The sequence below is a fragment of the Wolbachia endosymbiont of Listronotus oregonensis genome (assembly GCF_031205055.1).
GTDB lineage: Bacteria > Pseudomonadota > Alphaproteobacteria > Rickettsiales > Anaplasmataceae > Wolbachia.
In genome coordinates, this window is record NZ_CP102118.1 from 812,056 (window position 1) to 837,366 (window position 25,311).

Annotated in this window: 21 protein-coding genes and 9 pseudogenes; 15 read left to right on the forward strand and 15 right to left on the reverse strand. The window is 35.2% G+C overall.

Features of this window, described 5'->3' with window-relative positions:
- Window positions 1-65 precede the first annotated feature (65 nt).
- Window positions 66-767: pseudogene (locus NMD99_RS04050) on the forward strand (IS256 family transposase); the annotation flags it as partial.
- A 228-nt stretch (window positions 768-995) separates the two neighbouring features.
- Here NMD99_RS04050 and NMD99_RS04055 read toward each other — a convergent pair.
- A pseudogene (locus NMD99_RS04055) lies at window positions 996-2,010 on the reverse strand (IS110 family RNA-guided transposase).
- 217 nt (window positions 2,011-2,227) lie between these two features.
- Here NMD99_RS04055 and NMD99_RS04060 point away from each other — a divergent pair.
- Window positions 2,228-2,626, forward strand: a pseudogene (locus tag NMD99_RS04060) (transposase); the annotation flags it as partial.
- A gap of 228 nt (window positions 2,627-2,854) precedes the next feature.
- On the opposite strand, the pseudogene NMD99_RS04065 reads toward NMD99_RS04060, so the two are convergent.
- The 5 genes and pseudogenes from NMD99_RS04065 to NMD99_RS04085 form a co-directional block, all read right to left on the reverse strand.
- A pseudogene (locus NMD99_RS04065) lies at window positions 2,855-3,557 on the reverse strand (IS256 family transposase); the annotation flags it as partial.
- An 80-nt stretch (window positions 3,558-3,637) separates the two neighbouring features.
- Window positions 3,638-3,898, reverse strand: coding sequence for a type II toxin-antitoxin system RelE family toxin (locus NMD99_RS04070; RefSeq protein ID WP_253303276.1), 261 nt, complete (start codon window positions 3,896-3,898; stop codon window positions 3,638-3,640).
- On the reverse strand, window positions 3,895-4,152 hold the full coding sequence (locus NMD99_RS04075) for a hypothetical protein (protein WP_264688165.1): 258 nt from the start codon (window positions 4,150-4,152) through the stop codon (window positions 3,895-3,897). Before NMD99_RS04075 ends, NMD99_RS04070 begins: the two co-directional genes overlap by 4 nt.
- A gap of 40 nt (window positions 4,153-4,192) precedes the next feature.
- Window positions 4,193-4,426, reverse strand: a complete 234-nt coding sequence (locus NMD99_RS04080) for a gpW family protein (protein ID WP_265017265.1) — start codon at window positions 4,424-4,426, stop codon at window positions 4,193-4,195.
- Window positions 4,426-4,998: pseudogene (locus tag NMD99_RS04085) on the reverse strand (terminase gpA endonuclease subunit); the annotation flags it as partial. The pseudogene NMD99_RS04085 and the gene NMD99_RS04080, both read right to left, overlap by 1 nt.
- On the opposite strand from NMD99_RS04085, the gene NMD99_RS04090 reads away from it, so the two are divergent.
- Entirely contained in the window at window positions 4,997-7,120 is a 2,124-nt protein-coding gene (locus NMD99_RS04090; protein ID WP_309165572.1) for an ankyrin repeat domain-containing protein, read from the forward strand. The pseudogene NMD99_RS04085 and the gene NMD99_RS04090 overlap by 2 nt on opposite strands.
- Here NMD99_RS04090 and NMD99_RS04095 read toward each other — a convergent pair.
- Window positions 7,090-8,022, reverse strand: coding sequence for an Rpn family recombination-promoting nuclease/putative transposase (locus NMD99_RS04095; RefSeq protein WP_309165574.1), 933 nt, complete (start codon window positions 8,020-8,022; stop codon window positions 7,090-7,092). The two genes, NMD99_RS04090 and NMD99_RS04095, sit on opposite strands and share 31 nt — an antisense overlap.
- A 234-nt stretch (window positions 8,023-8,256) precedes the next feature.
- Here NMD99_RS04095 and mutL point away from each other — a divergent pair.
- The 10 genes and pseudogenes from mutL to NMD99_RS04145 all read left to right on the forward strand — a co-directional run bounded on the left by mutL (window position 8,257) and on the right by NMD99_RS04145 (window position 16,935).
- Window positions 8,257-10,123: pseudogene (gene mutL, locus NMD99_RS04100) on the forward strand (DNA mismatch repair endonuclease MutL).
- 68 nt (window positions 10,124-10,191) lie between these two features.
- Window positions 10,192-11,122: pseudogene (gene wmk / locus NMD99_RS04105) on the forward strand (WO male-killing family protein Wmk).
- Window positions 11,123-12,168: 1,046 nt separating this feature from the next.
- The gene (locus tag NMD99_RS04110; protein WP_309165575.1) at window positions 12,169-14,229 is read left to right on the forward strand and encodes a recombinase family protein; all 2,061 of its coding nucleotides are present in this window, start codon (window positions 12,169-12,171) and stop codon (window positions 14,227-14,229) included.
- Between the two features lie 67 nt (window positions 14,230-14,296).
- A pseudogene (locus NMD99_RS04115) lies at window positions 14,297-14,437 on the forward strand (hypothetical protein); the annotation flags it as partial.
- A 372-nt stretch (window positions 14,438-14,809) separates the two neighbouring features.
- Window positions 14,810-15,124 carry a hypothetical protein gene (locus NMD99_RS04120; protein WP_309165577.1) on the forward strand — a complete coding sequence of 105 codons (315 nt, stop codon included), beginning with the start codon at window positions 14,810-14,812 and terminating at the stop codon, window positions 15,122-15,124.
- A gap of 158 nt (window positions 15,125-15,282) precedes the next feature.
- On the forward strand, window positions 15,283-15,429 hold the full coding sequence (locus NMD99_RS04125; protein WP_309165578.1) for a hypothetical protein: 147 nt from the start codon (window positions 15,283-15,285) through the stop codon (window positions 15,427-15,429).
- Window positions 15,420-15,647 (forward strand): hypothetical protein, encoded by a 228-nt coding sequence (locus tag NMD99_RS04130; protein WP_309165580.1) that lies wholly within the window; start codon window positions 15,420-15,422, stop codon window positions 15,645-15,647. The genes NMD99_RS04125 and NMD99_RS04130 overlap by 10 nt, the downstream gene beginning before the upstream one ends.
- Window positions 15,648-15,654: 7 nt before the next feature.
- Window positions 15,655-15,834, forward strand: a complete 180-nt coding sequence (locus NMD99_RS04135; protein ID WP_309165582.1) for a hypothetical protein — start codon at window positions 15,655-15,657, stop codon at window positions 15,832-15,834.
- Between the two features lie 142 nt (window positions 15,835-15,976).
- On the forward strand, window positions 15,977-16,261 hold the full coding sequence (locus NMD99_RS04140) for a helix-turn-helix domain-containing protein (RefSeq protein ID WP_309165583.1): 285 nt from the start codon (window positions 15,977-15,979) through the stop codon (window positions 16,259-16,261).
- An 8-nt stretch (window positions 16,262-16,269) separates the two neighbouring features.
- A complete protein-coding gene (locus NMD99_RS04145; RefSeq protein ID WP_309165585.1) occupies window positions 16,270-16,935 on the forward strand; it encodes a helix-turn-helix transcriptional regulator in 666 nt (221 codons plus the stop codon).
- Window positions 16,936-17,145: 210 nt separating this feature from the next.
- Here the strand turns inward: NMD99_RS04145 and ligA are convergent.
- Window positions 17,146-19,052 (reverse strand): annotated as a pseudogene (gene ligA / locus NMD99_RS04150) (NAD-dependent DNA ligase LigA).
- Between the two features lie 239 nt (window positions 19,053-19,291).
- Between ligA and NMD99_RS04155 the strand changes: the two are divergent.
- Window positions 19,292-20,053: a helix-turn-helix transcriptional regulator gene (locus tag NMD99_RS04155; protein WP_253308909.1), complete on the forward strand. Its 762-nt coding sequence runs from the start codon at window positions 19,292-19,294 to the stop codon at window positions 20,051-20,053.
- A 41-nt stretch (window positions 20,054-20,094) separates the two neighbouring features.
- Here NMD99_RS04155 and NMD99_RS04160 read toward each other — a convergent pair whose 3' ends face one another.
- The 5 genes from NMD99_RS04160 to NMD99_RS04180 all read right to left on the reverse strand — a co-directional run bounded on the left by NMD99_RS04160 (window position 20,095) and on the right by NMD99_RS04180 (window position 23,860).
- Window positions 20,095-20,448: a hypothetical protein gene (locus tag NMD99_RS04160; protein WP_265016460.1), complete on the reverse strand. Its 354-nt coding sequence runs from the start codon at window positions 20,446-20,448 to the stop codon at window positions 20,095-20,097.
- 5 nt (window positions 20,449-20,453) lie between these two features.
- Complete coding sequence (locus NMD99_RS04165; protein WP_309165587.1) at window positions 20,454-21,263, reverse strand: ankyrin repeat domain-containing protein; 810 nt, start codon at window positions 21,261-21,263, stop codon at window positions 20,454-20,456.
- Window positions 21,264-21,780: 517 nt separating this feature from the next.
- Window positions 21,781-22,110 (reverse strand): DNA adenine methylase, encoded by a 330-nt coding sequence (locus NMD99_RS04170; protein ID WP_253308912.1) that lies wholly within the window; start codon window positions 22,108-22,110, stop codon window positions 21,781-21,783.
- A gap of 173 nt (window positions 22,111-22,283) precedes the next feature.
- The gene (locus NMD99_RS04175; protein ID WP_309165588.1) at window positions 22,284-22,958 is read right to left on the reverse strand and encodes a hypothetical protein; all 675 of its coding nucleotides are present in this window, start codon (window positions 22,956-22,958) and stop codon (window positions 22,284-22,286) included.
- Window positions 22,940-23,860, reverse strand: coding sequence for a patatin-like phospholipase family protein (locus tag NMD99_RS04180; protein ID WP_265016458.1), 921 nt, complete (start codon window positions 23,858-23,860; stop codon window positions 22,940-22,942). The genes NMD99_RS04175 and NMD99_RS04180 overlap by 19 nt, the downstream gene beginning before the upstream one ends.
- Between NMD99_RS04180 and NMD99_RS04185 the strand changes: the two genes are divergently transcribed.
- Window positions 23,859-24,380 (forward strand): phospholipase D family nuclease, encoded by a 522-nt coding sequence (locus NMD99_RS04185; RefSeq protein ID WP_264688176.1) that lies wholly within the window; start codon window positions 23,859-23,861, stop codon window positions 24,378-24,380. The two genes, NMD99_RS04180 and NMD99_RS04185, sit on opposite strands and share 2 nt — an antisense overlap.
- Here NMD99_RS04185 and NMD99_RS04190 read toward each other — a convergent pair whose 3' ends face one another.
- Both NMD99_RS04190 and NMD99_RS04195 read right to left on the reverse strand, forming a co-directional pair.
- Window positions 24,381-24,602: a hypothetical protein gene (locus NMD99_RS04190; RefSeq protein ID WP_264688177.1), complete on the reverse strand. Its 222-nt coding sequence runs from the start codon at window positions 24,600-24,602 to the stop codon at window positions 24,381-24,383.
- Window positions 24,603-24,662: 60 nt separating this feature from the next.
- The gene (locus NMD99_RS04195) at window positions 24,663-25,286 is read right to left on the reverse strand and encodes an ankyrin repeat domain-containing protein (RefSeq protein ID WP_265016457.1); all 624 of its coding nucleotides are present in this window, start codon (window positions 25,284-25,286) and stop codon (window positions 24,663-24,665) included.
- Window positions 25,287-25,311 lie beyond the last annotated feature (25 nt).

The window sequence follows — 25,311 nt, forward strand, 5'->3', positions numbered from 1 at the left end:
GTTAAATAAACTGTGTCAAACCGAAAAAAAGTAATAAATTGATATAAAAAAATGGAGGTTTGACAATGAGTCAGAAAGTAGTAAACAGAACTACCGGTTTGGTAGATTATAAAGAATTAGAAACAAATATCCTGTCGTCTATACGAGAAGGAAGACCGTTGACAGGAAGAGATGGAGCATTAACACCGTTTATAAAAAAGTTGCTGGAGGTAAGCCTGGAAGGTGAAATAGAAAACCACTTGTCGGCTGAAAGCGAAGAGAATAATCGAAGAAATGGGAGGAATGCAAAGACTTTACGTACAAGCGCAGGGTCATTTGAGCTTTTGACGCCAAGAGATAGGGAAGGAAGTTTCGAACCACAAATAGTCAAAAAAAGGCAAACAAACTTACATCCAGAGCTTGAAACGAAGATTTTGAGCACATTTGCCAGTGGTATGGGCTATAGAGATATAGTGTCACATGTTGAGGAAATTTATGATCACAAAATATCGGTGGCAGAGATATCAAGTATTACTGACAAATTGCTACCAGTAATCAACGAATGGCGTAGTCGCCCGCTGCAGTCTGTATATCCGATAGTTTTCATGGTTTTTTAAAGTCAAAGAGGACGGGCATTGCGTAAGTAAATGCATGTATAACATATTAGGCATAGATCAAAATGGCAAAAAGAAGTATTAGGTTTTTATTTGGCTGAAAGTGAAGGAGCTAACTTCTGGTTGGGAGTGCTAAATGACCTCAAAGAAAGAGGAGATACCGTCTTGTTAGTCAACAAAAAAATTATAAAAATTTCCCAAGTTGCATCATAAAATCAAAAAATACTTCCAATTGTGTAACAGTACACAGATTATAGTTAGTGGATATGTTGATAAGTAAACTTCATCTGTTTTGTGCGTATAAAACTAATTTACTTATCAACATATCCACTAACCAACAACATTCAATAAATTTGTGTAAGATACCACTTTACATAAGATAGATAGGAAGCATTTTTGATTTTAAAGTACTAAACCTTCAGTCAACCTCCTAGCCCTGTAGTTTTTGATATGGTTAGGATCAAAAGCACTTTTGGATGTCAGAATACCGAAAATGATATGGAGTAGCTTACGCATTGCAGCACCAACGATGGCCATATTATGCTTACCCTTTTCCTTTAATCTTTGGCAAAAGCTCATAATGATAGGATTGTGATTCTTAGCTACTATGGCAGGAAAGAAAAGTGCCTTACGTAATGTTTGTGAACCGGATTTACTTAATCTGGGTTTGGCATATACAGAGGAACCTGACGTCATATTTCGTGGTATAACTCCTGTATATGCTGCCAATTGCCTGGCATCTCTAAAAACCTCTATATCAGAAACTTCAGCTAAAATAGCTATTGCTGATTCTTCTCCTATGCCTGGAATAGTCAATAGAAGTTGAAAATTTTCCAACAATTCTTTGTGTTGATTTAATAGTTCACGTACGGAGTTTTTTATTGTTTCTATTTTTTGAGCTATATTCATTGCAAGGTCTTCCCAAGCATTTGCAACTTCTTTAGGCAGTCTCTCTTTTTTTCTAAGTGGTTATTTACTAATGTTAACTCATCTTTTAACGCAACTGAGCAACGATAAAGATGTTTTAATTTTTTCATTTCAGGAGAAGGTGGTGTCCAACTAGAAGGTTCCTGTCTTTGGCAATAATCAGCAATAACTTCTGCATCGGTCTGATCATTCTTTTGTCGTATCAGCTTACTCCTTGCATAAGATTTTATGCAATAAGGATTTACAACACTTACAAAATGTCCAGCATTGTGTAGAAATTCAGCCAGTGCTTCGCTATAACAACCAGTAGATTCCATGCAGGTTTTTACTTTTTCTACATTATGTTTGTGTAGAAAATTCAGTAGACTTTGAAACCATCGTTCTTAAAGCTTCTTTTTCTAGTTTCACGCTTTCCTTTTTTGCTTATAAATGAGAGAAAAACATCAAAGCGATCTTTTGATATATCTATGCCCAAAAAGTTGTTGATCATATATAACCCCATACGTTACCATTAAAAATGAAAAGTAAGGCTAGTCTTGTGAATACAGAATTAGAACCATTCAGGTCTTTCTACGATACCGTCCAGCCTATACTTTTGAGAAGGGAATTCTTATCTCCTCTACAGATTTTATATCTAAGAAGAAGCACAGAGTTCCTCCCTTCTCCACCTAATGCTTAAGCTTAAAACATTAGATGCTTTTGACAAGATACAAGAAGAATCAGCAATAGCTATTTTAGCTGAAGTTTCTGATATAGAGGTTTTTAGAGATGCCAGGCAATTGGCAGCATATACAGGAGTTATACCACGAAATATGACGTCAGGTTCCTCTGTATATGCCAAACCCAGATTAAGTAAATCCGGTTCACAAACATTACGTAAGGCACTTTTCTTTCCTGCCATAGTAGCTAAGAATCACAATCCTATCATTATGAGCTTTTGCCAAAGATTAAAGGAAAAGGGTAAGCATAATATGGCCATCGTTGGTGCTGCAATGCGTAAGCTACTCCATATCATTTTCGGTATTCTGACATCCAAAAGTGCTTTTGATCCTAACCATATCAAAAACTACAGGGCTAGGAGGTTGACTGAAGGTTTAGTACTTTAAAATCAAAAATGCTTCCTATCTATCTTATGTAAAGTGGTATCTTACACAAATTTATTGAATGTTGTTGGTTAGTGGATATGTTGATAAGTAAATTAGTTTTATACGCACAAAACAGATGAAGTTTACTTATCAACATATCCACTAACTATAATCTGTGTACTGTTACACAATTGGAAGTATTTTTTGATTTTATGATGCAACTTGGGAAATTTTTATAATTTTTTTGTTGACTAACAAGACGGTATCTCCTCTTTCTTTGAGGTCATTTAGCACTCCCAACCAGAAGTTAGCTCCTTCACTTTCAGCCAAATAAAAACCTAATACTTCTTTTTTGCCATTTTGATCTATGCCTAATATGTTATACATGCATTTACTTACGCAATGCCCGTCCTCTTTGACTTTAAAAAACCATGAAAACTATCGGATATACATACTGCAGCGGGCGACTACGCCATTCGTTGATTACTGGTAGCAATTTGTCAGTAATACTTGATATCTCTGCCACCGATATTTTGTGATCATAAATTTCCTCAACATGTGACACTATATCTCTATAGCCCATACCACTGGCAAATGTGCTCAAAATCTTCGTTTCAAGCTCTGGATGTAAGTTTGTTTGCCTTTTTTTGACTATTTGTGGTTCGAAACTTCCTTCCCTATCTCTTGGCGTCAAAAGCTCAAATGACCCTGCGCTTGTACGTAAAGTCTTTGCATTCCTCCCATTTCTTCGATTATTCTCTTCGCTTTCAGCCGACAAGTGGTTTTCTATTTCACCTTCCAGGCTTACCTCCAGCAACTTTTTTATAAACGGTGTTAATGCTCCATCTCTTCCTGTCAACGGTCTTCCTTCTCGTATAGACGACAGGATATTTGTTTCTAATTCTTTATAATCTACCAAACCGGTAGTTCTGTTTACTACTTTCTGACTCATTGTCAAACCTCCATTTTTTTATATCAATTTATTACTTTTTTTTCGGTTTGACACAGTTTATTTAACACTCCCTTTACCTCTTAATAAATGGTACTTCTGTGTCCTATTTCTGTGATGATTACTGTGTTCTCTAATTTATCTACTTTATAAATAATCCGATAATCGCCTACTCTTAATCTTTTACTTCCTACTAATCTACCACTTAATGGTTTACCAAGATTAATTGGATCAATTGTAAGCCGCTCGTCTATAGCTCTTCTAATTCTTGATCTTATTGTTGGTGGTAAAGTAAGGAAATCTCTCTCAAGAACCTTTTCTGAATAGATAATATTGTATTTCACTCATCTTTAATTGTCTTTGCAGATAATATTTTATCCCAATCGACATCCTCACTTCTGACCGTCTTTGCATCTGGCACATCACGTTCTTTTATAATTTCAGCCATCTCTTTCTCTGCTTCAAATTCTTCTTTCACAAGACACACTAAAACTTCTGGTATAGTTTTATTCCATGCTTTTGCGACCTCTGTAAGATACTGAGCAAATTCACCCTCGAAACTTACATTAATATTGAGCTTTTTTTGACTTTGAGCCATATGATTAACCAGAAAACATCAACTATAGACTATAACATTTTTACACAATTTTGTCAATCCCCTTACTCGTTGAAATAACAATCTTTCTCTTTGGCTTCACACCTGCAACTTTTAACTCTGCTTTGATTCGTTGTCTTAAATCCAATAGATCTTTTATCTGAACTTCCCCATACCTAACCACATGATCGCCGTACGCAATTGATACTACTCTCTCTCCGCTCTGTAGCTTCTTTATCGCTTCTTCTACTTGAGTTAAATATTCTTGGTTGTACATCAACTTTTCTCACTCAACCATTGACTTCTTCTCACTCTCTTTGACTTTTTAGCTTTTTCACCTGCTAAACTTTCCCATTTACTCTCTGGCCAACGATCAATCCCCAGGGCAATAGACGCTGCTCTTGCGTAAATTCGGCAATCTAGTACTTCATTTCGGTCTCTTATCTTTTGCCACTCTTGTTTGGTATATCCTTTTACTACCTTGGTAATTAGTTGCTCTGCGGTTAGCTGCTTAAAATATTCAGGTGGATATTCGGGAAAATGACAATACCCCGGCGCCCCTTCTGTTAAAACATTAAGTAGCTGAAAAAGCTCGGACTTTAATATCGATACTCCAACTGGCCACAGCTTCATTCCTCTCTTTAGCTTTTGTCCGCTAACTGTTACATCTACTCTACTTGGGCTGCTAAGTGGCACTAGCGCTTTGTTTGCACCTTTCACTGCCATTACCCTCCCAGAGCCCTGGTGACCTCTTACCCAGTTGTATACTTCTTGTGTTGCATATCCAGCATCTACCGCCATCATACTTATCATGTATTCAAGCCCATTTTCACCGATAAAATGATGATTGAAATGTACACCACTGCATTTTGCTGCTAAAAATGGTAATGTAAAAGCTGTTGAGAGGTTATTAGAGTTTGTAAATGATAAAGAAGGGTATGTTAAGCATGAAAACAGTAGTAAATGTACACCACTGCATTTTGCTGCTAGGAGTGGTAATGTAAAAGTTGTTGAGAAGTTATTAGAGTATGTAAATGATAAAGAAGGGTATGTTAAGCATGAAAACAGTAATAAATGTACACCACTGCATTTTGCTGCTTGGGGTAGCAATGTAGAAGTTATTAATAAATTATTAGAGTTTGTAGGTGCGGAAGCAAAAGAAGGTTATGTTCAAAGCAAAAACAATAAAGGTGAAACACCACTACACTTTGCTGCTATGAGTGGTAATGTAAAAGCTGTTGAGAGGTTACTACAATGCGTTGGAGAAGATGAAAAAGAAAACTATATTAGATTTGTAAACAATGATAATGAGAATGCGCTGGACATTGCTATTTCCTATGATAGTTGGGAAGTTTTTCATGAGCTATTAAAATACATAAAGAATCTAGAACAAAGCCAGTATTATCTTGATCTTGCAAAACAAGCAAGTGGTTCTAAAAAGAGGAATGTTTATAGTTTAGATGATTTACAAACAAAAGGCCGTGTTGAAGGAAGGAAGAAACAGCGTAATAAAGAGTTAATTACTAAAAAGACGCATTCTCATTCAGAAGCTGTGAAAGATGATAATAACCCATGTTCTCAGAGTGAAGGTCCTACATCGTCGTATTCGAAAAAAAGACCACGTATTAGTAATGGAAATACACAAAAACCACCAGTAAAAAAAGTTGCACAATCTGATAGTTCTAGACAAGAAGTAAAAATAAAATCAAATGTTGGCAATGATGAATCAGATGAACAACAGGACTCAAGTCGAGAGAGCGGCTCAGAAATAAGTGGTTTACTGTCAAGTAGCTCAGGTTCTCAAGAAGTAGAACACACTGCTTCAAATGATATTAGTGAGAGAAGCTCTGGTGATGGAGAAAGTGTTTACAGTCCACCAGAACAAAATAGCGGTAGTTCATTAGAACGAGGAAAAGGCTTCTGGCATACCAAGATTTGCCGTGTTATCGAAGAAGGTGCAGAAAATAGGATTCAATTGTTAAGAGCTCTTATTAGAGAGGGTGAAAATCCTGGACATATAGGGCATTCTTGTTCTCCTCTTCTAGAAGCTGCTCAAAAATGTGATGAGGAAGTAGTTAGATTTCTAGTCGATGAATGTAAAGTCGATGTTAATATTAAAGAATCTTGTTCAGGCAAGAATGCTATCTTTTATGCTATTAAAAAAAATAATACTGAAATTGCAGAATTTTTGTTTAGTAAAGGTGCTAAAGTTGATTTTTACAATTTTGAAGACCTCGTTGAATCGGCTGCCATTGCAGGTAATGTTAGTATACTGAAAACTTTAGTTGATAACTGCACTCAAGCAAGATTTTTCATTTATCTGGACAGATTTCCTCTAATGGAAGAACTAGATGGATTGCTTAATGGCCATAATCTATCTCATGAAATAAGGGACTTACTGGAGCAAAACAGGAGTAAACTCTGTACTCCTCATCCGTCCTATGGTCAAGAAAGCGATACAGAGGAGAATAACTTGCGGTCAGGTAGTCAAGAAAGCAGCCCAGAGACAAGTGACTCACAGCCGAATAGTCCAAGTTTTCAAGAAGTAGAACACACTGCTTCAAATGATATTAGTGAAAAGAGCTTTGGTGATGAAGAAAGCGTTTACAGTTCACTAGAACAAAATAGCAGTAGTTCATTAGAACGAGGAAAAGGCTCATGTTCACCTATTTCACATGACTTAGATGGTACTGACAAAAATTATGATAGTACACTACAGCAAAGTAACGCTGAAAGCGAAAGTTTAAATAATGTACAGCCAGACTTAAATAGGAATGGCAATATTCCTCTACACGTAGCGGCACAAAATGGTCACTTAAATGTTGCAGGGACTAGAATTGATGTTGGAAGTTTTTTTAAAGAAGTAACACCTCTTTTCAATGCTCTAAACATAGAAATGCGATCACCAAAAACTACCTTAAATAGTGTAGCATTAGACAATCAGCTAAGAAGGAGGTCAGCATCCTTTTGAAGTTTTTTAATTTCATTAATGGATAATCCAGTGAATTTGGCAATGGTATTAATGTCCATTTTATCAGCAAGCATTCCCCTAGCCACTGCTATTTTAGCTTTCATTTCACCTTTTTCTTCGCCGATGAGGATGCCTTCTTGTCTACCTTTTTCTTGACCAACTTTAAGACCCTCATCAAATTTTTGAGCGAAAGCAGCAATCTCATCCATTATACGTTTTTTCATTTGTTCATATGCTAGTAACTCTTCTTCTGACCAATTAAACTTATTCATCTCTTCATAAGCTCGTTTTATTATTACGTCACTACCAACTATTTTATCTAGGTCCTCTTCGCTTGTTTCTGCTGCATATCGGAAAAAATAACACCATTTTTCTACTATATTTTCTAATTGGTCTTCTTTTGTCTTTGTAAATTTTGGTAGCTCTATAAATACGAAGTAAAAATCCTTCAAGTCATGTTCAAAGCTATTTTGATCTAAAATGACATGATTAGATTTGTAATCAGCCTTATCTGGAAAAATAATACAATCAGCAACAGCAATAAAGATAATTTCCTTGAGATTATGATAATTATCACCTTGATCAGCTTGACTTGAGTAGGCTTTGGCAGCATAATATTGAGCACGTTTTTCGAAGCCCTTGGTCTTAGTGAACTGCATTTCTATAATATATCTTGAACCTTGAGAGTCTTTACAAAGAACATCGACAATACTCTGCTTTTTAGCGGCAATCTCAGGATCCAAAATGGTAGCTAAGAATTCAACATCGTGAATAGCAGCTAAGCCAGTGAAGCCCAAAATATCGTTTAGGAAATGAATGAGGATATCTTTATTCTTCTCAGTACCGAATATTCTTTTGAAGGCATAATCATTACGCGCATCAAGAAATTTAGAAAAAGCCATGACGAGTTAACCTAGAAAGCATTAATAATTATACACAATTGTGAAGAAATATTCAACTAAAATTCAAACATGTTAGTAGGAGAATGATCTGCTCAGAAGGACTTAGCCAAGCAGGTTTTTTATTTCTTCTTACAACTACTTCTATAATCCTCCTTAGAAAGGCCAGCTTAGTGAAACATACTTGATTTGTATTGATATTAAAGCTATATCTTGATCAAGCTGAGAGTTGAAAATATGGCAATAATTCTTTTAGATACAAAAACAATAAACCATATAGCAGCAGGTGAAGTAATTGAAAGGCCAGCAAGTGTAGTAAAGGAATTAGTAGAAAATGCAATAGATGCTGGAAGTTCAGAGATAGAGATCAAGATAGAAAGTGGTGGGCGTAACCTTATAACTGTAACGGATGATGGAAATGGAATAGAAAAGAACGATCTAGAATTAGCATTTACGAGGCATGCCACTTCAAAATTAAGCGATAATGAGTTAATAGAAATCAAGCACCTTGGGTTTAGGGGAGAAGCTTTGCCTTCAATTGCAGCAGTAAGCAGAATGAAATTATCGTCTAAGGCAAGTGGAGCAAAGGAAGCATGGTCTATAAGTTATGAGGGAGGAGAAAAAATAGGAGAGGTTATCCCTTGTTCTTTATTGCAGGGTACATATATTGAAGTTCGTGACTTATTTTTTGCAACACCAAATAGACTAAAATTTCTAAAAACTGAAAGAGCAGAAACACAAAGCATTGTTGATATTGTAAATAACTTAGCAATGATTAACTATAGTATTGAGTTTACTCTCACTTCCAGTAATAAAAAGCTCTTAAAATATGCTAAACAAACTTCATTCTTTAACAGACTATGTGAAACAGAAGAAGAATTTCAGAGCAATTCGCTGGAAGTTAAAGAGGAAGAAGACGGCATCAAACTTACGGGACACATCTGTAAACCAACTATTAGTCGTGGTAATTCAACTCAGATCTATACGTTTGTTAATGGCAGGCCAATAAAAGACAATCTACTTATTGGTGCAATTCGATATGCGTATCAGGACTTTATTCCAAGTGGGAGGTATCCTTTTGCAATGCTGCACTTAGAGATACCATACGATCAAGTAGATGTAAATGTGCATCCAAATAAATCAGAGGTAAGGTTTCAGAACAAGAGGCTAGTATATGAAATAGTGAGAAGAGGGCTAATAAAAGCGTTGTCAATGAGAATAGGTACCTCTTCAGTGAGTGATATTGATGGATCTAGGTGTCAAGGTATTGGAGAAGAACTGGGTGGTTCGTCTTTTGATGTTAGTGAAAGTCAAAGGAATAATGAGCGTGTTAATAATGGAAAAAGCAGAGAAGTAAAGGGTCGAAAAGAATTTTACGAAAGAAGGCCAAGTCCTTTTGAGAATCAGCTAATGAAAGAATTCAACTTGCCAAATGCAGGAGAGAAAGGCTTATCAGAACGGTCAGAATCATTTGACTATACTGGTATACAGAGATTACCACTACAAGCGGAGACTATGGTTTTAGAAAGGGAGCAAATTGATTTAATAGAGGATCATCCTCTAGGGTATGCACGCTGTCAGGTCCACAGTACTTACATTATTGCTGAGGCTAAAGGCAAATTAATTATAGTAGATCAGCACGCAGCTCATGAGAGATTGATATACGAGTGCTTAAAGCAAAAATCAAGCATAAAAAGACAAAAACTTCTTCTTCCTGAAACAGTTGAGATTAAAAACCAAGCAGGAATGGAGATGGTTGAAATGTATAAAGATAAGCTTTTTGAAATGGGTTTTGGTATTGAAATAGAATCAGAAGATAATGGTGAAAGAAATACCTTCAATCTTGGGAACAATAGATATAAAAGAGATGCTAGTTGATATAGTAGACAAGTTAACGGAAATGGAAGATACGTTGCCAATAGAGGATAAGGTGAATAAAATATCAGCCACAATCGCTTGCCATGGAGCAGGAAGAAAAATGAAATTGGAAGAGATGAATGAGATACTAAGACAAATTGAGAAAACTCCATATTCTGGTCATGAAAGACCAACGTATATAGAAATGAAACTAAGTGATATAGAAAAATTGTTTGAAAGGAGATGAGTTCAGTTTGTCAAAAAGGTTGCCAATTAAGTATACGTAACAGCTCTTCTGATTATGGAGTATAAAATTTGAAAAAAGAGAATAAATGCTCTAATTTTTTAGATTACAAAGTGATAGGACAGGAAGTAAGAAATCGTAGATTAGCAAAGGGATATACTCAAAAAGATTTAGCAAAAAAAATCGGTACAACATATCAGGTAATACTGCAATATGAAAAAGGAACACGCAGAATTTCAATTAAGAAATTATATGAGTTAGCAGAAGCATTATCAACAACTGCTAGAGATCTAGCTTGCGGACAAGAAGTATCAAATGAGGAAAGGTATGAGGAAGAAGAGATTAGTAAGAAGACATAAAGAGATTAAGGATCAAGAATTACGAGAAACGTTTTATTTATTAACTAAATTCATCCGTATTAGTGAGGAAGAAAGTGGAAAGGCGGTAAAAATAGAAGTAGCAAAGGGTTTAGTTAAGGAAGGAGTTTCTACTCATGTTATCTCTCGAACAACTAATTTATCTATTGGTGAATATGATAATGATGAGAAAAAAATTTCCATTCCGTATAAAGTAGGTCAAAGAATAAAAGAATGGAGGTTGAGGCAAAGATACACTCAAGAAGATTTAGCAAGTAAAGTAGGCATAATAAATCAAAGAATATATGAATATGAACAAGGACGAGCTGCTGTTTCACTTGAAATGTTAGATGAAATAGCAAAGGTACTATTAATTAATATTACAGATCTGCTTCCAGAAACAAGAGAAAATGAGAATAGTGAAGCAGAGCTATCAAGATTAATAGAAGAATACAAAAAGATTGAAAGCCAAGAACTACGTAATGTACTAATAAAATCTCTGTTTGAAAGTATACAAATTTGCAAAAAGAAAGTTAAGAAAGTAGAAAAGATGAAAATTGCAAAGAATTTAGTTAAGGAGGGAATTTCTATCAATATTATTTTAAAAACAGTGGGCATCTCTTTAGACGAAATTCAACAAATTTAAAATAAAAAATCAGTATCTATTAATATCTTTAACTTATTGATGAAAAAATAAGTAAAAAAGATTGAAAAATTGATTTGACTTCACTCACAAGCTATGGCTTTATGCCAATGCTGATAAAAAACAGCAGTAAAAAATTAAAAAAAATTTTGTTATTAGAAGGGAAATTTTTATGAATAATAAGAAATAAATTACAGAAGAAATAGAATAGAGTATTACAAAGCGAAGGAAAGTGCTTTATTTGATCGTGAAGTAATAGAAACGTTTCTAAGTGCAGTGCATAAAAGGGGAAGAAGCTCGAATTATTGCTAGAAAGCTTAATAGATAGTTGTTGGAATAGGAGGATTTTAGGCCAGGAAATAGATGATTTGAAAACTGATAGAAGGAATAAACTGAACTTACAGCTAGCAATTTATGCGTAAAGGAAGCTGCATAAAGAGTACCAGAGAAGGATTAAAGAAGGACCTGTAATGGATAACTGGAAACTATCGTAAAATATTTAAGGGTAAACATAGGTTATTCAGCAGGAAAAGCTGAAAATAATATATCTTGGATCAAAAGCACCGTCTAAAGGGAATGAAGTGTTTATTGGTACAGATAGATAAAGGGTACCTTTTTACATAAGAAAAAGTGACAAGAAAGGCATTAATAAGGAAGCGAGCATCAATAAAAATTATCGCACGATCAACCACCTTAATACCCCATTCAACAACCAAAAAGAGATTACAGTTACAGATCCAACTCATCCGCTATTTGGCAGAACTTTTCCTATATCCTTTATCAGTTCAAGAGCCCATTGTAGTAGTAATGTATTTGTTATTCATCGTAATAACATAATTCTGCGTATCCCGTTTCTTGCTACCAACTTAGCCAGTAAGCAAGATTTTCTCACAAGTAAATTAACATGGGATTCATTATACGAATTTGTTTCTTTAGCAAAGGAGTATAAATTATGCCATGTAAACCAAATAGAGTGTGGAAAAAAATGCCGCAATGTCTCAAATCAGAAATTTTAGAAAACATATTATTAGTGTCCAAAGAGGTCATCCATGAATACATCAGAGCTAATTACAGCACAACATTTAACACGCGAAGCGATAATTTACATAAGACAATCAACACCTCATCAAGCACTGAGCAATCAAGAAAGTTTGGAGTTACAGTATGCGCTGAAACAAAGAGCTATTGATCTTGGGTGGAAAGCTGATAATATTGTTGTTATTGATAATGATCTCGGCTTAACAGGTGCTAGTGCTGAAAAGCGTGAAGGGTATAAAGAGATTCTCGCTAAAGTCACTTTATCAAAGGTAGGGATTATCCTATCCTACGATGTGACTCGTTTGTCACGTAATTGTTCTGATTGGTATCCGTTATTGGATATATGTGGCTATAAACAGTGTTTGATAGCTGATCGGGATGGTGTGTATGACCCTGGTACTATTAATGGTCGGTTGTTACTTGGTCTGAAAGGACAGCTTGCTGAAATGGAGTTATCTACTATAAGAGCCAGACTAAATGCTGGACTAGTAAATAAGGCAACCAGAGGAGATTTAGCCTTATCTCTTCCAGTGGGTTTCGTTCGTAACATTGATGATTCCGTGAGTAAGGATCCTAACCTTGAAGTTCAGCAGCATATTAAGCTTGTTTTTGACACTTTTCTAGAAAAACGAACAGCAGCACAAGTTGTAAGGTATTTTAACAATAACCAACTTACCATTCCTAGGTATGACAATTTTAAAGAAGTGCATTGGAAAAAACCAACTTTTGACGCAATTATCTCAATGCTCAAAAACCCTGCTTATGCTGGAGCATTTGCTTATGGTCGTTCTTGTACTACGCGTCACAAACTATCTTCTGCTAATAAAACAACAAAAAGACTACCAATGGAAGAATGGAAAGTTCTAATTAAAGATAAATACCCAGCTTACATAGATTGGGAAACCTTTACAAAGATTCAGATCATACTTAAAGATAATCATGCGGATTACCGTCGCTGTAGAACACGTGGAATAGCTAGACCAGGTGCAGCATTATTACATGGAATAATCTATTGTGGAGAATGTGGACACAAAATGATAGTACAGTATAAAGGAGGAAATCATTATAAATGCAGTTACCAACATCAACGTGATCTTTCCCCTTCATGTCAGTTTTTACCTGCTGATATTATTGATAATGAAGTAATTCCTAAATTTTTTGCAGCACTTAGTCAAATTGAGCTAGATGCTTATACTAAGGCTATTAACTCGCAGCTACAATCTGAACAAGAAATTAATAAAGCTCATTTACAACAATTAGAACGCTTAAGATACCAAGTAAGATTGGCAGAACGACAATTTAATCAAGTTGATCCTGACAATCGTCTTGTAGCTGCAGAACTTGAAAGACGTTGGGAACAGGCATTGAATGAACTCAAGCAAGCGGAAATTACATTTGAACGTCAGTATCCAAGTAAACCTACTCCTCAATTATCCGAGGAACTGAAAACAATATTTTTAGATGTAGGTAAGAAACTACCAGAAATTTGGCATAAGTCAGTTCTGTCACGTCAGCAAAGAAAATCTTTTGTTCGTTGTCTGATTGATAAGGTAGTAGCACACCGAATCATGCGTGATTGCTTGCAGATACGTATTGTATGGCATGGTAGAGAAACTACCACTTTCCATGCTCCTATTCCAGTAAGCTCCTTTCGTGCATTGACTACTGCAACAGAAATGGAGCAATCGATAATAAAGTCAAGTAAAGAGGGTAAAACGGATATAGAAATTGCCAAGTACTTAGAAACACAAGGGTATCGTTCTCCCTCACAATCAAAGAATATTGTTTTAGAAAATACAGTAAAAAATATTCGGTTAAAAAATAATATTATGCGAAAAAAGGAGCAATCACACCCCATTAAAGTGCCTGGCTACCTTACTATTTCACAAGTTGCAAAAATCCTTGAAGTTTCCAGGCAGTGGCTTTACGATAGAATAAGGAGAGATAAAATAAAAATACAAAAAGACTATAGCAAAACCAGAGGCAAGTATTTATTTGAAGATAGACCAGAAACTGTTAGAACCCTTATGGATTTTAAAAATGGTAAACTCAACAACCCAAATTTTTTATAGGAGTATCAATATGTATAATCGCACAACCATCCAGGAGGAAGTTTAAAGCCATCAGAAGGAGGATAAAGCTATGACGAGTGAATTAGCGGCAGTATGTCAAGGCGTGAGAATGGAGCTAGAGGATCACATTCTTATATCAGGTAAAAAACATTTCAGTTTTAAGAAAAAGATCTGCTTTGCTAAACTTGTATTGAAAAGAGTTGCATAATATAGAATGCTCATTTATAATGTCTATAATATTCACATGGTGAATTAATAATAAAGCAACAAATGACAATGTATACTTAGATAATATTTTAATATTGGAGGTTTATATGAATAATAAAGTAATTGTACCTTTTAAAGATAAAGAGGGAAATACGTACGAAGTTAACCATAGATCTTGACAGATTGTCGAAAAATGGAATATTGGATGCTATTAGAGGTATGAGTCGTACCATCAAGCAGTCATGAAGGAAACTGTAAGCAGATTAGCGGGAATATTGGATGCTATTGAAAAGCAAACTGATAAGAAAACCCCGTTGTCTGTCCTTTTAAGCAAAGTCATGAATAAGAAGGCTAGGATGTAAAGACTGAAGGTATGCCTTCCCCTCGTGACAAGTCAATCAATTTTGGAGAAGGACGTGGATTTTATAACACAAAATCTTTAAATCGTCAAAGTTCAAATCCATTTATTCCAGCTTTAAACAAGATAGAGCCGAGTGCAATTGAAAATGCAGAATTGATATGGTTTAAAAATGCAGTGGTAAAGGTAAAAAGTGTAAGTGAACTGAACAAAGTTGTAGATCAAGCACTAGATGCTGGAATCAGGATAAACGCATATAGTGAAGGACAGACGAGTTTTGCTGATGCAGTAATATTGAAAATGCTTTCGATCCAATGCAAAAAAAAATGAGAAGGAAGATATAATATGTGAATTGATGCTAAGTGGAGCAATGTTCAGTTACGATCTATTGCAGGATAAGCGAATAAGTGAAGTTCACAACAAACTGTACCAAGAGGTAAAGCCACAGATAGACGAGCGGCTTAAAGAACTGAAGGAGGCCGGAGAAAATGCTGTTCAAGGAGGAATCAGTAGAAGATGTATGTATAGATAACAAAACATTTTATATGAAGTTTTCTAAAGATAGCACAGTAAAGCCTGTGGAAGTGCTAGAAGGTGCAAGAAGGTTAGGTCTAACACAGGATGTGTGGAACTAGGTGGCAACATTATAAAAATAGGTGACAGCGAAATCGAAGTCAGCGAAAAAGGAGGTAAAAGAAACTATACCGATTTATCCGGTGACGCCGTTATGTTAGAACTTCCTACGAGTATCGGTAAGCTAAATATTATATTGAATCACGATGCAGACCGAGTACAAATGATAGTAAAAAATAAAGAAATGTGGATGAGCTACAAAAACGCGGCGAAGTTGTAGGAAAAGGTTGCCTTTTTGGAGGAAAGACAGTCGAAGAGGCAATAAAGGAAGGAGCTTCTTGAGAAATGGCAAGTTGAGTAAAGAACAGGCCACAGAGAAAATAAAGGCGGTTGATAGCTCAAGTGAAACATTATCGTGGGTAGGTAAGGTAAGTGAGGATAGTAAAACAACTTCTATAAAACGTTGAATTACTATGGGAAGGAGATCTTTTCTTCCTTCTCTACTCCAACTTATAACAATAAAATTTTACAAAGGGTTGATCACTTATTCGCAAGCTATTCGAATAAATGAAAGCGCTAGAATTTCTTATAGCAAATGTGTAGCCACTAATGACGAGATCTACTGCCTCCATAAGGCACAAAATAGCACAAAATATAAGAAGCTGGATATTAAAGCGGAAATATAACGCAAAAGATTTGGCAAATGAAACAGGTATAAAATACTATACGCTGCTAAGGTATGTAAAAGGGAAATCTGGCATTCCAACTAAAAAGTTAAAGCGCATAACAAAAGCATTGTCAATTTCTGTTAGTAATCTACTTCTTGAACGAAAACCACTGAGAGAAACAGTTGTTTTGATAAAGATAAGACGCAAGAGACATATAATTTCATAGGAAAATACATGAAAATAAGTGAGAGAGAACCACGCAAGGCAATTAATGCATTAACCAAATTTATTCGAGCTCAAGAGGAAAGTGATGTAAAAGCAGCAAGAATAAGAATGGCAAAAAATATGCTCGAGTTAGAATTTGATGCTGATATTATCTACCAAGCAACAGGCTTATCAATAGATGAATATGATAACAAAGAGCTAGTTGTCTGTGAGCGTCACAAGGAAGGACAAGAGATGAAGAAATGGAGGATAATAAGGGAATATACTCAAGAGGAATTGGCAAAAGAGCTAGGTGTAGCAAGTTCACAAATACATAACTATGAACAAGGGAAGAGTACCTTTTTGAGCGAGGTGGCATGTAAAGCAGCAGAAATATTATCAGTAGATGCTGAAGATCTAATAACGGAAGAAGATTACTATGAAAGTGAAGACGAGGAAGTAGAAAATGAGCTATTAAGTTCGATGAGAGAATTCAAAAGAATTGATAATCAGGAATCAAGAGATGAACTGAACATACTAATAGAATTTTTATCCCAAAGAAGGCAAATTTACAAAGAAAAGATCGACAAAGCAGAGGGGATCAAAGTTGCAAATAATCTGCTTATATTGGGCATTCCCATCGATATTATCCCCGAGATAACTGGCTTAACTGTAGAGGAACTTGAAACCAAATAGGCATCCATAGCAAGAATTTCATATAGAGCTTATGGTTTCAAAAAAAGCTAACAATAACACAAAGTGTGCTACAAGGTATGAAATAGCACAAAAAGTAAGAAGCTGTAGGTTAAAGCGAGGATATACCCAAAAGGACCTAGCAAATAAAATCGGACTATTATTTGTGCAGAGGAAATGACGCAGTAGATACAAGAATTGATCGAGAAGGGTTTATTCTTCTCCCAAGATTAATTTATTAAATTTTTCCTCAGTTAAAATTTTAACACCTAGTTCTAAAGCTTTGTGATACTTTGACCCTGGATCTTTACCTACAACCACAAAATCCGTATTTTTGGACACACTAGAGCTAACTTTTACACCTAAAGATTCGGCTTTTGCTTGCGCTTCCTTTCTCTCCCTTGACAGCTTGCCAGTAAAAACCACTATTTTACCGCTGAGCGGGGAATTACTAACATTAGCACTTACAGACAGAATAGTTAATTGATTAGTAAGATCACTTACCATTTCAATATTATCCTCATCAGAGAAAAATTCCTCCAAGGAAGTTATGGTCTCTTCGCCTACGCCTATTATGCTCATTAATTCTTCTTCATCAGCAGAATACCAATTTTCATATGAGCCATAATGTTTTGCTAGTAATTTTGCTACGTGTGGTCCTACGAATCTAATTCCCAAAGAAGATATAAATTTTTCAAGAGTTATGGTTTTTCTGCTATTGATAGAATTCAATAGATTAGATACGGATTTCTCAGCCCATCCATTTAGCTCACTTAAGTTGAAATTTTTGAGTTTTTCTTCGAGAGCAAAAATATCAGATATTTTCCTTATCAAACCAAGGTCATAAAAGAACTCTATTTGCTTATCGCCAAAACCTTTAATGTCAAGAACTTCCACAAAATGTTTTAACTTTCCTATTCGCTGTGCTGGGCAATCATTTCCTCCAGAACATATAGCTATAGTTCCCCAGTCATCAACTCTACTGCCACATTCCGGGCAAATATCAGGAAAAACAAACTTTGGTGTATTACGAGGACGAAACTTTTTGTCCACTTCGACTATCTGAGGAATTGTGTCACCCGCTCGTTTCACTACTACAATGTCACCTTCCCTTATGTCCTTACGCTTGATTTCATCTTTATTATACAGATTTGCTCTAGTAATGATCACCCCACCTACATTTATCGGAGCTAATTTAGCAACAGGATTCAATTTGCCCGTTTTGCCTACTTGTATTAATATTTCAACTATCTTAGTTTTTCCTTGAGCTGCTGGAAACTTGTGTGCTATAGCTCCTCTTGGTGCTTTACTGGTATTACCTAGATGATCTTGCAACTCTAAGTTGTTGATTTTATATACTATGCCATCAATATCATAACCTAATTCATGGCGATTATCGTAGATTTTGTTATAGAACCCCAGCATTTCGTCCACATTTTTTGCTAAGCATTGATGTTCATTTACACAGAATCCAAGCTTTTTCAGCGTATTTAATACTTCAGACTGGGTATTTTCTGTTCCACCAATTAAAGAATAGGCAAAATACTTCAGTGGCCTACTAGCGGTGACCTCTGGATTTAGGTGTCTTAGTGAGCCTGACGCTGTGTTGCGTGGATTTGAGAAATTCTTATTTAATTTTAAAAAGTCGTCATTACTTATGTATGCTTCCCCTCTCACCTCTAATCTACCCTTTACATCAGGTAAACTTTAGGCAATCCTTCTATAGTTGCAACATTTTTTGTTACATCTTCACCGTAATGGCCATCACCTCGAGTTAAACCTTTAATGAACATACCATCCTCATAAATTGCAGTGAAACTTAAGCCATCAATTTTCAGCTCGCACATTATCTTCAGCTCATCTGTATTTAGGAGTTCTCTGGACTTAGCAATAAATTCTTCAATGTCTTCTTGGCTGTAAACTTTGTTTAACGAGAGCATAGGCACAATATGCTGTACCTTGGAAAACCTATCGTCAGGCGCAGTACCAACGGTTTGAATATCTACCTTTTTTACCAGTTCATCGTACTCTGCATCGGTTATTTCTTGCCTATTTTCCCGATAGTACAACTCGTTGTGGCGTTTTATTTCTTCTTGTAGTTTTAATGTATTTTCAGTCATAATTTTTACCTCAACCACTGTTTCAGTATACAGCGTCAGTTGTAAATTAATTATTAACCATTACGTACGTTTTGCATGTATTTTATAAACAAGATTCTCGCTTTGCTTCTACTTTTATATTCAATATATAATATTTAAATAGAAATAGGAAAGTATTTAATTACGTACATTATGAAGTAGTAAAACTTTAATAAAACTCAATAATACTGTATTATATTTGTTCTGCAATTGTGCAAAAAATGACCACTACCGAAAAGAAAGTTGCTGCTGGCTCTCTAAGTGACCAAATAATTCAAGAGATAAAAAATTTGAGGTTATTAAAAGGATACTCTCAAGCGTATGTAGCAAAAGAAATCGGTGTCTCAAAGAGACAGATGGGAAGATATGAAGAAGGGAGAGATAGCCTTTCGCCTAAAAAATTTGAGGATATCTTAAAAGTATTATCAATTGATGTTGAAGCTACATTTTCTAAATTAATAAAAGAAAATTGTATTAACAGCAAAGATGAGAAAGCATTAAGTGTAGTGCAAAATTTTAAAAAATTTAAGGACCAAGAACTTCGCAATGCATTATGTGTACTAGTCAAGATTTTATCAGAAGGTACTCAAATAAACAAGAGTATAACTGGTACAAAGCCTTTGAGCAACAAAATAAGACAAAAGTTAAAAGATTGGAGGTTTGTACAAGTGTGTACTCAAACGGATTTAGGAGACAAAGCAGGGTTATCACCTCAGCAAATACACAGATATGAGCAAGGAGTAAATGACATATCATTTAACAGGATATCTGAAATGGAAAAAGCATTATCATTGAGTAATGGAGCACTACTGCCAAGATCAAAAGACGAAATTTATTATGAAGATGAAGATACTGAAGGAGAAAAAAAAGTATTAAGTTTTATGAGAGGGTATCAAAATATAAGGAACGAAAGACTACAGAATACCATTTGTTCGTTTTTATCTGAGATTGCAAAAATTTGTGAAGAAGAACAGACACTTTGAGAGACTACAGATAGCAGCGCTAACATATGCGTCAAATGGAGCTATCTTCTCCTTCCCTTATACTTACCCTGGGTTGAAGCTTGAGCTTTTACAAATAGCTCCCAATATCCCTTCTCATCGCCTTCTTCTGCTATCAATTGAACCAAACGCTGCATCAACCCATCATTCAGTATAACCATTTTTGTCCACTTACCCACTGGCTTTACAATATCGACTACTTTTAGATTTTCTTTATAGACCTGGATGTCATGATTCTCAACTTGATCTGTTTTCTTTTCACTCTCTCTCAAATGAAATGTTCTGACGAGGTTTTTGTATATTCCCCTAAAAAAAAGAAATATTTTAATAGCAATAATTAATATTGTACCGTATATAACGATCTGCTCGTAAGACATCTCCACTACTCTAAAATGATTCCATGAAGCATAAATAATTCTATAATTTCTTCGTTTTTATTCGCTTCAGCGTTTTCTAGCGCTGTGTAACCTTCTTCAGAGTTATAAGAACATTTCAGATGAACGTTTGCCTTTTTCTCTAGCAATAATTCCACAATTTCTTTATTGCCATTCATAACAGGAAGATGTAGCGGAGTACAACCATCTCTTCCGATTGCGTTAACATCTGCTCTATTTTGCAATAAAAGCTCCACATGATCTTTTTTATTCAATGAAACTGCAAGGAGAAGAGGAGTACTTCCTTCTATATTTTTAGCTTCGAGAAAAGCTCCCCCTTTTATCAGCAACCCCAACATTACTCCATCAGCATATTGTACAGCCAAATGAAGGGGAGATTTACCTAAACGATTTAGGCAATCAATATCCCCACCACATTGCAACAACTTCTGCATAACTTCCAAAAGCTTATACTTTATTGAATAATGTAAAGGAGTATCACCATAAATGTTATGGACATTAATATTTTTAGTCCTTACTACAACAATTCGTACTATTTCTATAAACTCAAGTATGGAAGCAATGTGTAGTATTGTATTGCCTTCTCTATCTGCAGCATCAACGTTAGCACCATGTTTGACAAGGAATCGAATGATATTATAAAAGTTCTTTTCTGCAGCAAAATGTAAAAAACGAACACCCAATCTACTATTTATGATCCATTTGAAGACTGCACTAACTAATAAAGAAAAGAGGCTAGGATTTCTAAACTTATAGATTTTCTTTGATGCTTCATCTAAAATCTTTTCTACTGTCATAGCAACCCCACAAAAAATGTGTTTGTATTAGAGTATGCAGCGATAAATGTTTTGAAATTATTAACCGTTGCGTACGTCTTGCATGCATTTTACAAACGTAATTCTCGCTTTACTACTACTTTTATATTCAATAGATAATATTTAAATAGAAATAGAAAAGTATTTAAGGTAATATATGAATATAGAAATCTATTCCTTAGAAATTTGCTCTGAATTTTCTTTACTTACTGGTTTTTTTGACCGCGATACTGAAACTTGCTATAGTCTTTACTCAAGATTAAAACCTCATTCGATTTTTTTCAGTTGCCCATTCCATAACTCCATTTGGGTTCAATGATGTGGTATTCTGTATACATATCCCGTATTTCCTCACAATCATTATACGATAACATCACGAGTCGACAAAAGTTTCTTCATGGTCAAAATCTCTACCTCTTCTTCCGTATAGTTTTTGATCAATTAAATAAGGAGGATCACAATATATTTGCATGTTTAGGAATACTTTTTTTAAAGTCAGCTAAATCCACAGTAAGATTTTTAATTGAGCAATCTTTCTATTGAACTTAGTGTAAAACGTGGGTGTCCTGGCGCCCGACAATGTTGTACCGCTGAAAGATGAGCGATTTAATGCAAAAAATGCTGCAGCAATTTCAACTCTATCTTTCAAGGTGAAAAATGTTTTTTGTAGGCTATAAAACATGGAAGATGTCATATTTTGGTATTTCCGCACTACCTCTGCAAGACAAGAAGCATCTTCTAAAAGCACCTGCCAAAATTTTACTAATGGTTCAAAGGCGTCATAGCCATAAACTTTTGTTCCTCTGCTGGCTAATGCTAACTCCTCCACCTACAAAAGGAGCACAAAGCGTAGGTAACCCTTTTGGAATATATTTATTAATAATTTGAGAAACGGCACGACTCTTGCCACCAGGATAACGAAGAGGAGACTTTACAAGCAAAATTTGTTTCCTTTTCTTTATTTGCTACACTGAAAATATGTCTGCATTAGAAGTTGCCAATCTATTCTCTGGAAATTTGCTTAGAATTTTCTTTTACTGGTTCAATTGACACATCTTGAATTTCTTCTTCCGGCTTGTTTGGTTCAGCTAGAGTTGACTCTTCTTTAGATACTGCCTCTTTAGATTCTGCTGCTAATTTGCGTTGTTTGATAAATTTCTTCAATGTTTTGACTGCGATAAAGTTTATACTGAAAACACATGCAGAAGTTATTGCTAATGCTGGAAGAGGAGCTAAATTGAACATCGGCAAAATTGCCACAATCGTGCCAGATGTCAGTAAAAATGCTAACTTCTTGCTCCCGATTATCTTGTTTTTCTTAACCTTTATGGGGTTTAATTTTTTTATTTTCCCTTTTAGCTTTTTGAAGCCTTTTTTGAACACGTTGCCCTTTTTCAGCTCTTTTTCTACGGGTTTTGCTTTCTTTGTTTTTAAGCTTTTTATTTTCTCTTTTATTCCTTTTTTATCTTTTTTTACTTTAGAGGTCTTCTCCATCAACTTTAGAGGTTGCTCATGTAGCGGTTTTGGCTTATCGTTTGAAATTTTAGCTTCTTGCCCCTTAGTCACAGTTTTATGCTTTTTGGGCGAAACTATGTTTTTTAAACCTTTCTTTGCTTTGTGGTATAATTTCTTTAGTCTGCTTGGCATTTTTATGTAAATTAAGATACGATATCGCAAAATTTATCGATTACTTTTTGATTACCTTCTATCATTGCATTTGCCTCCTGCTGCAGACATTTAATATTTTTAGGTGTTACATTATCCATCTCAGCCGACGCTATTGTCAGTTGTGATTGTATTCTTACGTATCTGTCGTCCATTACGTTACCTAGCTGGTAATTTACTACATCAAGGCTTGATGCAAACATCACATTTAACAGCGGCTTTATCCAGGCTATCTTTCCTAATTTCCTATACTTTATTCGATTAGATAGCCGACCTGTGCCAATTGATACCAGCACTATTTCTTCATTAGGGAAAAGTTTTTTGCTATTTGCATATGCACAAGCCGCTGGGTTATTGGCAAAAACACCGCCATCCACTAGTACTCTTGTATCTTTGTTCACTTCTAAATACTTAGGTGCAAAGTATGTTGGTGCTGCTGTTGTGGCTCTGAGTGCATCTTTCAACTTGATAAAATTTCTGTCTTCTCTCCAGCTTTTGAAGAAAAATGGACAGTTATTGTGAATATCATAACTTGTTATCAGTACCTTGCTTAAAGTATTTTTTAGAATATCCTCACCAAAATACTTATCCAGTACTGATTCGATGTTTTCGTATGGGTATTGTGCGCAGTTAAACCAAGACAGTATTGATTGTCTAAAAAATGAAGACTTGAAAATATATGCTCCATACTCCTGGTAAAGCTCAACTAAATCATTAGCTGAATATTGAGGATTTCCTTGGTTATCTTTCTTGCATAACCCAGCAACAACAATACCGCCTGTTGATGTACCAGCCACCAGATCAAAGATTTCTGCTACCTTTTTTCTTGATCTTTTTTCTATTTCTGCTAGTATTATCGCTGGTATTATTCCTCTTATGCCTCCGCCATCTACTGAAAGTATATATTTTGTCATGTTTAGATATTTATTAGTTCTGTTGACTTGCTCACTTTTATCAGGATGTGTTCCTTGTCCAAAAGCTACAGTTTGTTTTACACCTAGAGAAAATTGTACTAATCAAATAACCAATGCTATAGATCAAGCTCAAAAATCCATATTAGTTCAGGCATACACGTTTACTTCAAAGCCAATTGCACAATCTTTAATTAGAGCAAAAAAACGTGGTGTTGATATTAAGGTTATCCTAGATGAATCACAGGTCAGATCAAAATACAGTGTCATCAATGAATTATTTGGGCAAAAAATACTGATATACATAGACTATAAACCTGCAATTTCACACAGCAAAATTATGATCATTGATAATCAAAAAATCATAACTGGATCTTTTAATTTTTCCGATGCTGCACAGAAAAAAAATGCTGAGAATCTACTGGTTATAACAGGAAGCCCTTCATTAGTTGAACAATACGTTGAAAATTGGAAAGATCGTCAATCTCAATCTGAGGTTTATATACCATTAGCAGAAAAATAATTACTTGTACTTCGAGTTAGCTTTGAATTCATCCAATTCCTCAGAAAGATTTTTTACCCGTTCTTCCAGGCGATATACCGTAACAGTCAATCCGTTGTTCTGCTCTATAAATTTATCATGCATGTGTACCCGTAAATCTAGCTTGGCAAGCCACCATATCGCCGCTACCGTCTGTATTAACATCGTTACAATTACTGCTAATGGTATTTTTTGATTTTGCATAATGTAATAATTTATTGTAGATAATTATTGAAAATTTCTACTGTGTGTTGTACGTATGATTTACTGTCCTGGCTTGTACTGCTTTTCTGCGTTATACAATAGATCTATAATTTCTCTGTAGGGCTTATTATTTTTATTGTGCCGTAACATTATAACAGCTAAATCCCTTGGCTTTTTTCCCCTAAATTCTTTGGCATTTGGATTTGCACTATTTTGTAACAGGAATCTGACAATTTCTAAGTTACCATGCTCTGCAGCGTAGTGTAAGGCTGTTCTGTGACTTGAATCACCGCTCGTAGAATTGATATCAACTTTCTCTTCTATCAAAAACTGAATACCTTCTAGGCACTCTTTTTCTGCAGCATATCCTAACAACCTTTCTTCAAAGACTAGGGTATTATGAATATCTACTAAGTTCCTCTCTGTCAAAAATTTCACAACCTCTAAATCACAATTTCTAACAGCAATCGATGTTATCTTTTTATAGTTCTTGGTTGCTTCTGCATTTGCTAATTCAGCCTTTCTGTTAGTATCAAAGACAAAGAAACTTATAATAACTGCAACAACAGCACCAAATGCTATCAACCCAGGTATAATTTCTATCCAATACATCCAATTTTGGTGATAATAGCAATCTTGATGATGACAGTGCTCTTGATAATAACGGCGATTTCTTCTTGGCATACTTTTGTTGCAATACTCTGCCTTG

What these genes read in the sequence shown, in the direction of transcription:
- NMD99_RS04075 (WP_264688165.1), bottom strand. Translation starts at nt 4,152, where the DNA reads ATGGCTCAAAGTCAAAAAAAGCTCAATATTAATGTAAGTTTCGAGGGT.
- NMD99_RS04080 (WP_265017265.1), bottom strand. Translation starts at nt 4,426, where the DNA reads ATGTACAACCAAGAATATTTAACTCAAGTAGAAGAAGCGATAAAGAAG.
- NMD99_RS04095 (WP_309165574.1), bottom strand. Translation starts at nt 8,022, where the DNA reads ATGGCTTTTTCTAAATTTCTTGATGCGCGTAATGATTATGCCTTCAAA.
- NMD99_RS04110 (WP_309165575.1), top strand. Translation starts at nt 12,169, where the DNA reads ATGAATACATCAGAGCTAATTACAGCACAACATTTAACACGCGAAGCG.
- NMD99_RS04120 (WP_309165577.1), top strand. Translation starts at nt 14,810, where the DNA reads ATGCCTTCCCCTCGTGACAAGTCAATCAATTTTGGAGAAGGACGTGGA.
- NMD99_RS04125 (WP_309165578.1), top strand. Translation starts at nt 15,283, where the DNA reads ATGCTGTTCAAGGAGGAATCAGTAGAAGATGTATGTATAGATAACAAA.
- NMD99_RS04140 (WP_309165583.1), top strand. Translation starts at nt 15,977, where the DNA reads ATGACGAGATCTACTGCCTCCATAAGGCACAAAATAGCACAAAATATA.
- NMD99_RS04145 (WP_309165585.1), top strand. Translation starts at nt 16,270, where the DNA reads ATGAAAATAAGTGAGAGAGAACCACGCAAGGCAATTAATGCATTAACC.
- NMD99_RS04155 (WP_253308909.1), top strand. Translation starts at nt 19,292, where the DNA reads ATGACCACTACCGAAAAGAAAGTTGCTGCTGGCTCTCTAAGTGACCAA.
- NMD99_RS04160 (WP_265016460.1), bottom strand. Translation starts at nt 20,448, where the DNA reads ATGTCTTACGAGCAGATCGTTATATACGGTACAATATTAATTATTGCT.
- NMD99_RS04165 (WP_309165587.1), bottom strand. Translation starts at nt 21,263, where the DNA reads ATGACAGTAGAAAAGATTTTAGATGAAGCATCAAAGAAAATCTATAAG.
- NMD99_RS04185 (WP_264688176.1), top strand. Translation starts at nt 23,859, where the DNA reads ATGTTTAGATATTTATTAGTTCTGTTGACTTGCTCACTTTTATCAGGA.
- NMD99_RS04180 (WP_265016458.1), bottom strand. Translation starts at nt 23,860, where the DNA reads ATGACAAAATATATACTTTCAGTAGATGGCGGAGGCATAAGAGGAATA.
- NMD99_RS04190 (WP_264688177.1), bottom strand. Translation starts at nt 24,602, where the DNA reads ATGCAAAATCAAAAAATACCATTAGCAGTAATTGTAACGATGTTAATA.
- NMD99_RS04195 (WP_265016457.1), bottom strand. Translation starts at nt 25,286, where the DNA reads ATGCCAAGAAGAAATCGCCGTTATTATCAAGAGCACTGTCATCATCAA.